Annotated in this window: 13 protein-coding genes; 6 read left to right on the top strand and 7 right to left on the bottom strand. The window is 59.7% G+C overall.

Translation table 11 applies throughout. The annotated features are described in order from the left end of the window. The first annotated feature begins 55 nt into the window (after positions 1–55). From G5134_RS02175 to G5134_RS02165, 3 genes are all read left to right on the top strand, one after another. A complete protein-coding gene (locus G5134_RS02175) occupies positions 56–385 on the top strand; it encodes a hypothetical protein (protein WP_421231844.1) in 330 nt (109 codons plus the stop codon). 87 nt (positions 386–472) lie between these two features. Further along, positions 473–1,852, top strand: a complete 1,380-nt coding sequence (locus tag G5134_RS02170; protein ID WP_211028252.1) for an AmpG family muropeptide MFS transporter — start codon at positions 473–475, stop codon at positions 1,850–1,852. Positions 1,853–2,008: 156 nt separating this feature from the next. Further along, positions 2,009–2,851, top strand: coding sequence for an outer membrane protein OmpK (locus tag G5134_RS02165; protein ID WP_005303585.1), 843 nt, complete (start codon positions 2,009–2,011; stop codon positions 2,849–2,851). Positions 2,852–2,954: 103 nt separating this feature from the next. Here the strand turns inward: G5134_RS02165 and G5134_RS02160 are convergent, their stop codons facing one another. Beyond that, complete coding sequence (locus tag G5134_RS02160; RefSeq protein WP_005303589.1) at positions 2,955–3,437, bottom strand: YajQ family cyclic di-GMP-binding protein; 483 nt, start codon at positions 3,435–3,437, stop codon at positions 2,955–2,957. A gap of 357 nt (positions 3,438–3,794) precedes the next feature. Here G5134_RS02160 and G5134_RS02155 point away from each other — a divergent pair, with 357 nt between their 5' ends. Both G5134_RS02155 and G5134_RS02150 read left to right on the top strand, forming a co-directional pair. Further along, the gene (locus tag G5134_RS02155) at positions 3,795–4,742 is read left to right on the top strand and encodes a ketopantoate reductase family protein (RefSeq protein ID WP_042009230.1); all 948 of its coding nucleotides are present in this window, start codon (positions 3,795–3,797) and stop codon (positions 4,740–4,742) included. A gap of 32 nt (positions 4,743–4,774) precedes the next feature. Further along, entirely contained in the window at positions 4,775–5,353 is a 579-nt protein-coding gene (locus G5134_RS02150) for a DJ-1 family glyoxalase III (protein WP_065018143.1), read from the top strand. Positions 5,354–5,453: 100 nt separating this feature from the next. Here the strand turns inward: G5134_RS02150 and alsS are convergent, their stop codons facing one another. Then, positions 5,454–7,124, bottom strand: a complete 1,671-nt coding sequence (alsS, locus tag G5134_RS02145; RefSeq protein WP_017764087.1) for an acetolactate synthase AlsS — start codon at positions 7,122–7,124, stop codon at positions 5,454–5,456. Positions 7,125–7,151: 27 nt separating this feature from the next. After that, positions 7,152–7,931, bottom strand: a complete 780-nt coding sequence (gene budA, locus G5134_RS02140) for an acetolactate decarboxylase (RefSeq protein ID WP_005303601.1) — start codon at positions 7,929–7,931, stop codon at positions 7,152–7,154. A gap of 109 nt (positions 7,932–8,040) precedes the next feature. On the opposite strand from budA, the gene G5134_RS02135 reads away from it, so the two are divergent. Next, the gene (locus G5134_RS02135) at positions 8,041–8,925 is read left to right on the top strand and encodes a LysR family transcriptional regulator (RefSeq protein ID WP_065018142.1); all 885 of its coding nucleotides are present in this window, start codon (positions 8,041–8,043) and stop codon (positions 8,923–8,925) included. A 128-nt stretch (positions 8,926–9,053) separates the two neighbouring features. Here the strand turns inward: G5134_RS02135 and G5134_RS02130 are convergent, their stop codons facing one another. From G5134_RS02130 to G5134_RS02115, 4 genes are all read right to left on the bottom strand, one after another. Continuing rightward, the gene (locus G5134_RS02130) at positions 9,054–9,755 is read right to left on the bottom strand and encodes a DUF2931 family protein (RefSeq protein ID WP_065018141.1); all 702 of its coding nucleotides are present in this window, start codon (positions 9,753–9,755) and stop codon (positions 9,054–9,056) included. 187 nt (positions 9,756–9,942) lie between these two features. Continuing rightward, entirely contained in the window at positions 9,943–10,641 is a 699-nt protein-coding gene (locus tag G5134_RS02125; protein ID WP_065018140.1) for a DUF2931 family protein, read from the bottom strand. Between the two features lie 187 nt (positions 10,642–10,828). Next, the gene (locus G5134_RS02120; protein ID WP_065018139.1) at positions 10,829–11,527 is read right to left on the bottom strand and encodes a DUF2931 family protein; all 699 of its coding nucleotides are present in this window, start codon (positions 11,525–11,527) and stop codon (positions 10,829–10,831) included. Positions 11,528–11,535: 8 nt separating this feature from the next. Continuing rightward, positions 11,536–12,288, bottom strand: a complete 753-nt coding sequence (locus G5134_RS02115) for a DUF2931 family protein (RefSeq protein ID WP_065018138.1) — start codon at positions 12,286–12,288, stop codon at positions 11,536–11,538. Positions 12,289–12,313 lie beyond the last annotated feature (25 nt).

The raw sequence follows: 12,313 nt of genomic DNA, 5'->3' as shown, positions 1-12,313 counted from the left end.
TCTGGCCTTGCCCCGATATCCGGGGCCAGGCCCACGAGAGGAGAAGGAGGTTCCGGTGACTTGCAACGACTACATCGCCCAGCACGCCATCCCGCTGGCCCAGACGGTTCGTCACTTTCTGGCACGAGAGATCCCCTATCAGCAGCTGGAAGATCTGAGCTGGCAGCTGTTGTCCCACTGGCAGGATCTGCCCCATGTCCCCGCCGACAAGACCCCGGCCTCCGAGCTGGAGGGGGTGTTCTGGCACCTGCTGCACAGCCTGCATCAATGGGATGAACAGCAGATCATCGCCGACGTCTGGCTGCGTCTGCAGCTGATGGAGTGCGCCAATTTTCTGACCACGGACGGGCCGCTGCCGCGCCACTGCATCGGCCTGCGCCCCTGAATATAGTGCCCTCCCCTGCCCGGCTTGCCTTGGCTATCCAACCCGAACCTGACAAAATGGCGCAATTTTCCCAGAGGAGTCAGGTATTTGAACACTGTCCGTACACCGAGCTGGCGCGCGTCGCTCGCCGTCTACCTTGAGACTCGGGTTCTCATCCTGTTTGCCATGGGGTTCTCTTCCGGCCTGCCGCTGCTGCTGGTGTTCGGCACCCTCTCGTTCTGGCTGCGCGAAGCGGATGTCAGCCTGACCGACATCGGCTACATGAGCTGGGTGGCGCTGGCCTATGGTTTCAAGTGGTTGTGGTCACCGCTGGTGGATCGGCTGCCGCTGCCACTGCTCTCCCGCTGGCTGGGCCGGCGCCGCAGCTGGATGCTCTTCTCCCAGCTGCTGATCGCCGCCTCGCTGGTGGGCATGGCCTTCTGCGATCCCAAGACCCAGCTCGCCCAGCTGGCCCTGTTTGCCCTGCTGGTGGCCTTCGCCTCCGCCACCCAGGACATCGTCATCGATGCCTATCGCATCGAGTCGGCCCCCGAGCGGCTGCAGGCGGCCATGGCGGCCTCCTACATGACTGGTTACCGGCTGGCGATGATCATGGCCGGTGCCGGCGCACTGGCGCTTGCCGCCTGGCTCGGCAGCAACGACGGCTACAACTATCGCGGCTGGCAGCTCACTTACCTGCTGATGGCGGGGCTGATGTCCCTCGGCGTCATCACCACCCTGTTCTGCCACGAACCCGTCATCGATCTCGCCGCCCAGAATCAGCAGCAGGCGGCCCGCAAGAGCCTGCTGCTCGCCCGCGGCTGGCCGGCGGGGCTGGCCGGTCTCGGTGCCTGGAGCTACGAGGCCATCTGGTGTCCGTTCGCCGATTTCTTTCGCCGTTACGGCGGCTCCGCCCTGCTGATCCTCGGGCTCATCGCCTGCTATCGCATCTCGGACGTGGTGATGGGGGTGATGTCCAACAGCTTCTATGTGGACATGCAGTTCAGCAAGACCGAGGTGGCCACCATCACCAAGGTGTACGGGGTCATCATGACGCTGGTGGGGGCCGCCCTCGGCGGCGTGCTGGTGATGCGTTTTGGCACCTTGCGCATTCTGTTCCTCGGCGCCCTGCTCACCGCCAGCACCAACCTGCTGTTTGCCCTGCTCAATGAAGTGGGCCACAACCTCGAGCTGCTGACCCTGATCATCTCGCTGGACAACCTCAGCGCCGGCATCGCCACGGCAGCCTTCGTCACCTTTTTGTCGAGCCTGACCAACGTGGCCTTCTCCGCCACCCAGTACGCCCTGTTCAGCTCGGTGATGCTGCTGCTGCCCAAGCTGCTGGCGGGCTTTTCCGGCCGCTTCGTCGAGCAGTTCGGCTACAGCAGCTTCTTCATCAGCACCAGCCTGCTCGGCATTCCGGTGCTGATCCTGATCGTGTTGGTTGCCAAACGAGGAAGTGCCTTGTTACCGCAATCGGACAAATAGCAAGCGTTTGCGTAAAATTGGGGGTGATTAGATTCACACTTCCGAATAAAGTTCCCTGGTGCTGGTTTATCCGGTGAATTTATTTGGCTAGAATCCCTTCCGCTCCTTGTGGGCAGGCTACGGAAAACCTCAACTAACGCACAAGAGACCAATAAAATGGCCAAATTTACCAAGACTCTGATCGGTGCCGGTCTGCTGGCTGCCGCCGCTACCCCGGCTTTCGCTGCTGACTACAGCGGTGACATCCACAAGAATGACTACAAGTGGATGCAGTTCAACGTCATGCACACCATCGATCAACGTCCTTTCACTGCAGGTGCTGAAGATTACAACGACACCTACTTCGAAATGGAATTCGGTGGTCGTTCCGGCCTGTTTGACCTGTACGGTTACGTCGACGTCTTCGATATCTTCGACTCCCGTCACAGCGACAAGCACAAAGGTCAGAACCTGTTCATGAAGTTTGCGCCGCGTATGTCTCTGGATGCGCTGACTGGTAAAGATCTCTCCTTCGGTCCGGTGCAAGAGGTTTACATCGCCTCTCTGAACAACATCGGCGACAACCAGATGGAAAACATGATCGGTCTGGGTGCTGATGTACAAGTGCCTTGGTTCGGCAAAGTGGGCATGAACCTGTATGCTCGTCACGCCACCGAAAACCAGTTCTTCACCGAAGAAGAGGGTGAGTGGAACGGTTACTGGTTCGCCATGAACTGGTTCAAGCCTTTCTACACCTTCAGCAACGGCAGCTTCGTCTCCTATCAGGGTTACCTGGACTACGCTTTCGACCTGGACACCCACAACCGTGCTGACCGTACCAGCGACAACCTGGCTACCTTCCACGGTATCTACTGGCACTCCGACCGCTACGCCGTCGGTTACGGCCTGAAGTACTTCATGGATGCCTACGGCACCAAAGACGGTTCCACCGCCTACGACGGTACCCCGTGGAAGAGCTCTGGCTTCAGCCACTACTTCTCCGTTACCTACAAGTTCTAATCGAACGGGTATCAGGGATACAAAAAACCGGAGCAGCTGCTCCGGTTTTTTTATGGCTCGATGGCGGCTAATAAGGGAGAGCCACGCCCTCCCCGGCCATCCATCAGTCGCGGAAATTCTGGAACTGCATCGGCTGACCCAGCTCGGCACCACGCACCAGCGCCATGGTCTCCTGCAGATCGTCGCGCTTCTTGCCGGTGACCCGCACCTCGTCGCCCTGAATGGCGGCCTGCACCTTGATCTTGGAATCCTTGATCAGCTTCACCAGCTTCTTGGCAACTTCCTTGTCGATCCCCTGCTTGAACTTCACGGTCAGGTGGAAGCGCTTGCCGGAGTGAACGCTGTCACCCACGTCCATGGAGCTGTTCTCGATGTTGCGCTTGAGCAGGGCACCGCGCAGGATCTCGACCATCTGCTTGAGCTGGAAATCGGCATCGGCCTCCAGTTTGACCTCTTCCTTGTTCAACTCGAAGCTGGCTTCAACACCACGAAAATCGAAACGGGTCGCCAGTTCACGATTGGCGTTGTCGACGGCGTTCAACACCTCGTTCATTTTGACTTCAGAGACAATATCGAATGACGGCATAGTGGGCTCCTCATGTTGCGCTATAAGGGGGCAAATCTACCAGAATTACGGCAAATTTGCTGATTTCGATGGGACTGCTCTGCTAGAATCCCCTGCGCACAGGAATGGCGAGACCCGTTAGAACCTGTTCAGTATCTGTCGCGAGAGGTCGAAAGCCAGGTGAGGCGCAGCGCAGAAGCCCGTTTGTATATGAATACATGGGCTTCCGGCTTCACATGCGCAAGCCTCGTACAAGCCTTGATCACGACCTCGCAGCAAGATCATGAACCCGTTCCAGGTGTCCGCCAGGCGACATCTTCACTTATCCCCGGCAGGTGGTTGACTGGAATGCAGCCCCTACCTTGATTGAGTCTCTCCATGCCAAGCGGATCACGCGATTACAACCTGACACACAGTCGACACACCCCCTCCCCCCAATGGACCCTGCTGGGCTGCGGCGCCCTGGGCGGTGTGTTTGCCTCCCTGTTGACTCAAAGCGGCCAGTCCACCCGCGTCTTGCTGCGCGAGCGCCACCGCGCCACCCTGCACCCCGGCATCGACTTCACCTCGCTGGAGGGCAACACCCAGCTCATCAACATCGAGCGCGGCTTCGTCGACCAGCCGGGTCAGATCCAGCGGTTGCTGGTGATGACCAAGGCCGGTCAGGTCATCGAGGCGCTGACCCCGCTGGTGGGCCAGCTGGCAACCGACGTGCCCATCGTGCTGCTGCACAACGGCATGGGGATCGCCGAGCAGGTGGTCGCGCTGTTCCCCCACAATCCGGTCATCGCCGGCGTCACCAGCCACGGCGCCATGCAGAGCGGCCACTTCGTGTTCCGCCACACCGGCAAGGGCGAAACCTGGCTCGGCCCGGTCAACGAGGCGGCCAGAGCCCATGCCGCCCTGGCGGACGAGCTGGCGGCCGCCCTCGGCCAGGCCGGCTGGGATGAGCAGATCCAGGCGCGCCAGTGGCAGAAGCTGGCGGTCAACTGCGCCATCAACCCGCTCACCGCGCTCTACAAACTCAAGAATGGCGAGCTGGCCGGTCCGCGCTTTGCCGATGCCCTGCAGCAGATCTGCGTGGAAGTGGCGGACGTGATGCAGGCCGAAGGCCAGCCCACCGGCAGCGACGAGCTGCTGCGCCGGGTCATGACGGTGGTGGAGCTCACCGCCGACAATTACTCTTCCATGTATCAGGACATGGAGCAGGGGCGCGAGACCGAGATTGAGGCCATCACCGGCTTCCTGCTGGCCCGGGCCGCCTGCCACGGCATTGCGGTACCGGTCAATCAGGGTCTCTATCAGGCCATCAAAGAGAAGCAGTGAGCCCGAGGGCTCGCCAACGCAAGGAGCAAAGGATGAGCGTACTGGTACTGGTGGCCCCCGGGTCGGAAGAGATCGAGACGGTCGCCATCGTCGATACCCTGGTGCGCGGGGCCATCGAGGTGGTGCTCGCCTCCTGCTGCCCCGCCGGGCAGCGCCAGATCCGCGCCTCCCGCGGGGTACAACTGGTGGCGGATTGCCACCTCGACGAGCTGGCGGCTCAGGAGTTCGAGGCCATTGTGGTGCCAGGTGGCCTGCCCGGCAGCGAAGTTATCCGCGATACGCCGCGCGCCATTGCCCTGCTCAAGGCGCAGGCGGCAGCGCAGCGCTGGCGGGCAGCCATCTGCGCCGCCCCCGCCGTGGTGCTGCAGCACCACGATCTGCTGGGGGAAGCCCGCGCCACCTGCCATCCCGGTTTTCAGGCCCGCCTCCCTGCGGCGCAGCTCAGTACGGCGCGGGTGGTAACCGATGAGGCTCATCACCTCATCACCAGCCAGGGGCCGGGCACCGCCATCGAGTTCGCCCTCGAGCTGGTGCGGGTGCTGCGCGGTGACGAGGCTGCCGGTGCGGTGGCCGGCCCCATGGTGCTGCCCCCCTCCTCACCCATGCCCTGAGTAAATAGCCCTCTCGCAATGACAGAGCGCCCCTTGCCAATTGGCAAGGGGCGCTCTGCTTTGAGGCGAACTGCAAGCAGTCTGCCGGTTAAGCTCCGCCTCAACTGAGCATTTCGGGCCTGAGCTGCTCCATCAGCAGGTGGTTGTCGCTGTAATCCACCGGGATGGCCACCACCGCTGGTCCGCTCACCGCCATGGCGGCGCGCAGGGTCGCCCGCAGATCCTCGGCGCAGGTGACGGCAAAACCGGCCGCCCCGAACGATTCGGCATAGGCCTTGAAGTTGATGGGGCCGAAACTCACCCCTGAGCTGCGGCTGTACTTTTTCTCCTCCTGCATCGCCACCATGTTGTAGCCGTTATCGACCCAGATGATGTGCACTATGTTGGACTTGAGCCGCACCGCGGTCTCCAGCTCCATGCTCGACTGCATGAAGCTGCCGTCACCGGACACCGAGATGATCTTCTCCCCCGGGCGCACCATGGCGGCCCCGATGGCCCAGGGCAGCGCCACCCCCATGGTCTGCTGACCGTTGGAGATGAGCACCTGGCGGGCCCGGAAGCTGTAGAGGTAGCGGGCAATCCAGATGTGGAAGCTGCCCATGTCCACACACAGGGTCATGTCCTGCCCGATGATGTCCTGCAGCTCCTTGACGATGCGCAGCGGATGGATGGGGGTGCCTCCCAACCGGCCGGCATGTTCGGCGAGCTGATGGCGCTGGGCGCGGATCTCGCCGAGCAGTGCGGTAATGGCTGGATCTCGCGCCAGCGGCTGGTGCAGCATCCGGGTCAGCCGCGCCAGGTTGGCGCTGATGGAGCCCACCAGCTCCACCGCCGGGCAGTAGCTGCTGTCGATCTCCGCCGGCAGCGCATCGATGTGCAGCAGCTGGCGCTCACCGGTGCCGTTCCACAGCACGGGATCGTATTCGATGGGGCTGTAGCCGATGCAGATCACCAGATCCGCATCCTGCAGCAGCTTGTCCCCCGGCTGGTTGTTGAACAGCCCCACCCGCCCGGCGAAGTCATCGAAATGGTGGGTATCCACCACCCCGGCCGCCTGATAGGTGCCCGTCACCGGCAACCGGCTCTTGTCGAGGAAGGCGCGCACCGCGAGGGAGTTCTCCGGCCGGCTGGCCAGCAGGCCGAGCAATACCACCGGCTTGCGAGCCCGCGCCAGCAGGCTCAGCGCCCGATCGATGCCGCTCTCGTCGGCAGCCCCCGGCTCCGGGATGGCGCTCGGCACCAGAATGGCGCCGTCGGTCGGCTCGTTGATGATGTCCATCGGCAGGCTGACGAAGGCCGCCCCGGGCCGCCCCAGCTCGGCGCTGCGAAAGGCGTTGGCCATCACCTCGGAGAGGGCGGAGCCGGTGCCCACCTGGGCGCTGAACTTGGTGACCGGCCGGCACAGGCTGACGGTATCCAGGCTCTGGTGGGTCAGCTTGAGGCCGTCGGCCCGCCGCACGGCACCGCCCAGCGCTACCATGGCATCCCCTTCCGAGGTGGCGGTGGCAAGGCCAGTGATAAGGTTGGCGCAACCCGGACCCGAGGTCACCAGTGCTACCCCCGCCTTGCCGGTCAGCCGGCCGACGGCGGCGGCCATGAAGGCGGCATTCGCCTCGTGACGCACCACTATGGTTTCGATGGGGGAGTCCTCCAGCGCATCGAATACCCTGTCGATCTTGGCCCCGGGAATGCCGAATACCTGCTTGACCCCCTGCGCCTCCAGATGGCGCACCACCAGTTCGGCCCCACAGGCCCAGTGTTGATTTTCCATGATGTCACTCCTTGTTAAGCGAAGGGCTCAGCCTTCGGCGGCGCGGATGGCGCGGTCCAGATCGGCGGGATTGAGGTCGGCCTGCTGAAAGGCCGAATTGCGGGGCAGCTCGATATTGAGGTGTTGCACCACCGACAGCTGCAACTGGCCGTGGCCCATGGCGTAGTCGAGGATATGGCCGCCGCCCCGGCGATCCTCGGTGATGAAGTGCTCGTGATAGCCGGCCACGTTGATCCCCTGCACGAAGGGCGGGCAACGAAAGCCGACCAGGGTGCCGCGCCGCTGGCTGAACGAGAACAGCGGCTGGGCCTCGATGGCCTCCAGCATGGGCTTGTAGGGGGGATGCTGGCAGGGAACGGTGCGCACCTGCGCCTGCTCGAACAGACCGTCGAGCCGAAAGGCGACGAAGACGTTGTCGGTGCCCACCAACCTGTCCACCCACTGGTGGATCTCCTCGCGGCTCAGGGGATGATCGAAGCGGCGCTGCAGGCAGGGGCGAAAGTGGGTCATCACCGCAAACGGGGTCTTCTGCTCGGCGCGGGCCGGGCGGGCCGAGCCGTCAGCCTTGAGCTGGTGGATCTGACGCTCGAAGGCAATCAGCTCGCCGTCGAGCCGGTTGAAGGTCCCGAGGCCAAAGTCACCGTGGCGCAGCAGATCGGCCATGGTGGTCTCCCCCTCGTACACCCCCGCCAGCAGGGCGCTCATCAGGGAGCTCTGGTAGACCTCGCCGCCGCCCTGGCGAGCCTGCCAGCGAGCAAACTGCTGGCTGATCTCGATGGCGCAGTCACATGATGAATTGGTTTCCATTTGGATTTCACCTCCAATCCTGTTAGGTTGGCAAATCAGGATTCAATAGTGACCAAGATCACAGTTTGATACCAATATCCAAACCCATCAGCTTCGAGACGTACCAGATATGGAATTCCGTTACCTGCGCTACCTGGTGGCCGTGGCAGACAAACAGAGCTTTACCCGCGCCGCCGAGGCGCTGGGCATGGCCCAGCCGCCGCTCAGCCAGCAAATCCGCAAATTCGAACAGGAAGTGGGCACGCCGCTGTTTCACCGGCTGACCCGCAGTGTGGAGCTGACCGAGGCGGGGCTGAGCCTCTATCAGGATGCCAAGGGGATACTGGCGCAGACCGAGCAGGCCATGCAGAAGGCCAGGCGCATCGCTCGCGGCCAGCTGGGCTCGCTGCGCCTCGGCTTTGCCGGCTCCACCGTGCTGCACCCGAGCGTGCTGCAACTCATCCACGACTTTCGCCAGGCCTGGCCGGAGGTCAGCCTGCACCCCATCGAAAACAGCATGCCCAACCTGGTGCGCGACCTAGTGAGCGAGGAGCTGGATGCCGCCATCCTGCGCCTGCCCTGCAGCAGCAGCTCGGCACTGGCCCACCACCTCATCGACGAGGAGGAGATGCTGATCGCCCTCCCCCTGCACCATCCGCTGGCCGGCAGTGGCGCCATCCCCATCGAGGCGCTGGCACAGGATCCCTTCATCCTGTTCCCCCGCGAGCTCGGACCCGGGCTGCACGACGCCATCACCCAGCGCTGCCAGCGGGCCGGCTTCAGCCCCCGCCTCGGCAGCCAGAGCCCGCAGGTGATCTCTACCGTCGGCATGGTGCAGGCCGGCTTCGGGGTCGCCATCATCCCGCGCTCGGTCAGCGAGCTGCACCCCCACGGCGTCAGCTATCACCCCATCGCCGCCGAACCGCTCACCACCCGCATCAGCCTCGCCACCCGCCGACATCCCCGCCAGAAAAGCCTGCAGCATCTGATTGGGCTGATCCCCGGCCACCATTGAAAGACAAACAAAAACCCCCATCGGCATAAGCTGATGGGGGCATTAGGGCTGTATTGCACTGTGTAAAAATATTGGCCCACTGAGTAATTCAACTCACCTTTATCGCTGGCCAAGATGAAACAGAATCGTTATTCAGCCACAGGATTCACATCGGTGACGGGTTGGGCTGCACGGTAGGCATCCATGATGGGAGCCCAATCCATTCCATTAGGAACTGGGTATTGCTTGAATAGCTCACCATATTTCTTGTCGAAATCATCCATACCATATTGGCGTGCTATCGGTACTTTCTGGTCATACCAATCATCGGTCACAACTTCGGCAATACCACGGGCGAGCAGTAGATCAGGGCTGAGTTGTAATCCCCCCCCGGTTAACATGACTTCGAAATAACCACCAGGAGCCAAACCAAAATAGAGGCGATTTCGTCTATCGTAACGTCCTTCGACTAAATACACCTGACGCATTTTTTGCTCTAGATCGGTAGGTAAATCCACCTTGATGCGGTAGCGCTTGCGATCATGGAAGGAAACCAACTCAATCACAGCTTTATCGGGGATGGGAACACCGTCGGTAGGCAGGCCTCCACCGCCCGCCCAATAATAACGCTGTCCCTTGATTCTGTCGGTAAATAAACCTCCAGCCCCGCCTCCAGCCAAGCTGTCGGCATAAACCAGTTTCCCTCCAAGATAGAACTCGGTCTTGGTGTTCTTAGTAAGGTCTATATTGCTGCCCGAACCATAACGCCAAGCAAATTTAGGCAAAGGTTGTGGCGCCGCATTGGTCATCAATGACAGGCAGAACCACAACAATGCAACGATATATTTCATCTTTTTGTTGGTACTTCCTGCTCTAGATGGAAGAGACTCATGCTCTCGAGCGCCTTCATATTGTCAATATATCGGCGGCGCATGTCTTGGCGAAGCGCTTCAATCTCCTCTGGCGTGATCTGTCGCGGGAAGATATCTGGTGATGTTGGCTTGGTACCCTTAGCCGGCACTTTCAACCTCCATGGTATTACCTTACTGGGTCGGTATCTGTTTTGGGCTGCGCTGCACGGTAGGCATCCATGATAGGAGCCCAATCCATCCCATTAGGAACTGGGTATTGCTTGAATAGCTCACCATATTTCTTGTCGAAATCATCCATTCCATATTGGCGCGCTATCGGTACTCTCTGATCATACCAATCATCGATCACAACTTCGGCAATACCACGAGCAAGCAGAATATCTGGCTTAACATTTAGCCTATCTCCCTTAAGTAACACCTCAAAATAGCCGCCTGGCGCTAGGCCAAAATAGAGCCAGCTACGGCGGTCATAACGACCCTCAACAGAGTAGACTTGACGCATCTGCTGCTCCAGATTGGCAGGTAAGTCCACCTTGATGCGGTAGCGCTTGCGATCATGGAAGGAAACCATCTCAATCACCGCTTTATCGGGGATGGGAACACCGTCGGTAGGCAGACCACTACCGCCCGCCCAATAGTAACGTTGCGCCTTGATTCGATCGGCAAGTAGACCTCCAGCTCCGCCACCTGCCAAACGGTCGGCATAAACTTGCTTCCCTCCAAGATAGAACTCGGTCTTGGTGTTCTTAGTAAGATCTATATTGCTGCCTGTACCATAATCCCAAGAAAATTTAGGCAGAGATTGGGGTGCCGCACAGGCCATCAATGACAGATAGAACCCCAACAATGCGACGATATATTTCATCTCTGTGTTGGTACTTCCTGCTCGAGATGGGAGAGGTCCATGGTTTCTAGCACCTTCATATTATCAATGTGCAGGCAGCGCATATCTTGGCGCAGAGCTTCAATTTCCTCTGGCGTGAGCTGTCGCGGGAAGATATCTGATGATGTTGGTTTGGCACCCTTAACCGACACTTTCAAGCTCCATAGTATTACCTTACTGGGTCGGTATCCGTCTTGGGTTGGGCGGTACGATAGGCATCCATGATAGGTGCCCAGTCCATACCACTGGGGGTAGGATATTGCTTGTAGGCATTACCGTATGCTTTGTCAAAATCGTCAAACCACTCTTTGTAAACTTTGGTGACGGGATTTTCCTTGTCTTGCGAGGTTTGAATTTCCTTAGCAATCCCCCTGGCCAGCAAGATATCAGGCTTCACTTTGGCGTTGGTTAAAAATGCTTCCACATAGCCGCCGGTGGCCATACCTAAGCCAATGTTATCTCGGCGTACTTCACGCCACTCATCCCTCACCTTGATGCGATAAGGTTGTGCAATCATGCGTTCCAGCTCTGCTGGCAAGGCCAGGCTAATGCGATAGCGCTTTTTATCGTGGAATGAAATCCACTCCACCTCTACCTTATCAGGAGCGGGGTGAATATCACGGCGGCCCTTACCTACGCTCCAGCGGTAATCTTTCTCTTCTAACGATTTGGAGCTAACTGAGCGTAGCGCTCCATTGGTTGAGGCATCCACCAACTTGCCCTGACGATAAAAAAGCACCTCAGTCACCCATAATTCATCAGCATTGGTGCCCACCATATGGCGCCAGTCCAGTTGTTTGGGGCCTGTGGGGGCGGCCTGGCAGGATGTGACTAACGGCAACAGCAGCAATAAGAGTATCCAGCGCATGGATGTCATCATTGGACCGGGTCAATATCTGTTTTGGGCTGTGCGGCACGGTAAGCGTCCATGATCGGGGCCCAGGCCATACCACTGGGAACTGGGTATTGTTGATAGGTTTGGTTGTGCTTTGCATCAAAGTCAGCCCAACGATTCTCATATTGGCTGGAGAGGGGGAAACGTTTTTCATCTGGATCATCCGTCACCTCTTTTGCGATCCCTCGGGCTAGCAAGATATCGGGGGTGACACGAGGGTCTCTCAAAAACGCCTCGACATAGCCCCCGGTTGCCATGCCCAACCCAATATTATCGCGGCGCTCTTCGCGCCATTCCTTGCCTACTTTGACCCGGTAACGCTGCGCTATCATCCTTTCCAACTGCGCGGCGGGTAAGTCAAGGCTGATGCGATAGCGTTTCTTGTCGTGGTACGACACCCATTCCACCTCAACCCGATCAGGGGCGGGGTGAATATCACGGCGGCCAGCCGTGATCAGCCAGCGATAATCTTTTTCACGCAGCGATTTGTTATCCACTCGGCTGGCTGCGCCATTGGTTGAGGCATCTACCAGCTCCCCCTGACGATAAAAGTGCACCTCTGTCACCCAGATCTGATCCGCATTGGAGCCCACCATATGTCGCCAATCGAGATCGTGGGGCGCGGAGGGGGCGGCTTGGCAGGATGTGACTAACGGCAACAGCAGCAGTAAGAGTATCCAGCGTGTATGGAGATGGTATTCACCTGACAGTTGCCCACAAAAGGGAGTGGTCATACGGCTTCAAACCGGATAACAAAAC

It is taken from the genome of Aeromonas sp. 600276 (assembly GCF_049175815.1).
Classification (GTDB): Bacteria; Pseudomonadota; Gammaproteobacteria; order Enterobacterales; family Aeromonadaceae; genus Aeromonas; species Aeromonas dhakensis.
Note: the sequence above shows the minus strand (reverse complement) of the source record. Positions and strands in the feature narration are given on the sequence as shown.

Bases quoted from the DNA above. Each gene is read 5' to 3' on its own strand.
- G5134_RS02165 (WP_005303585.1), top strand. From the start codon at position 2,009: ATGGCCAAATTTACCAAGACTCTGATCGGTGCCGGTCTGCTGGCTGCC.
- G5134_RS02160 (WP_005303589.1), bottom strand. From the start codon at position 3,437: ATGCCGTCATTCGATATTGTCTCTGAAGTCAAAATGAACGAGGTGTTG.
- G5134_RS02155 (WP_042009230.1), top strand. From the start codon at position 3,795: ATGCCAAGCGGATCACGCGATTACAACCTGACACACAGTCGACACACC.
- G5134_RS02150 (WP_065018143.1), top strand. From the start codon at position 4,775: ATGAGCGTACTGGTACTGGTGGCCCCCGGGTCGGAAGAGATCGAGACG.
- alsS (WP_017764087.1), bottom strand. From the start codon at position 7,124: ATGGAAAATCAACACTGGGCCTGTGGGGCCGAACTGGTGGTGCGCCAT.
- budA (WP_005303601.1), bottom strand. From the start codon at position 7,931: ATGGAAACCAATTCATCATGTGACTGCGCCATCGAGATCAGCCAGCAG.
- G5134_RS02135 (WP_065018142.1), top strand. From the start codon at position 8,041: ATGGAATTCCGTTACCTGCGCTACCTGGTGGCCGTGGCAGACAAACAG.
- G5134_RS02130 (WP_065018141.1), bottom strand. From the start codon at position 9,755: ATGAAATATATCGTTGCATTGTTGTGGTTCTGCCTGTCATTGATGACC.
- G5134_RS02125 (WP_065018140.1), bottom strand. From the start codon at position 10,641: ATGAAATATATCGTCGCATTGTTGGGGTTCTATCTGTCATTGATGGCC.
- G5134_RS02120 (WP_065018139.1), bottom strand. From the start codon at position 11,527: ATGCGCTGGATACTCTTATTGCTGCTGTTGCCGTTAGTCACATCCTGC.
- G5134_RS02115 (WP_065018138.1), bottom strand. From the start codon at position 12,288: ATGACCACTCCCTTTTGTGGGCAACTGTCAGGTGAATACCATCTCCAT.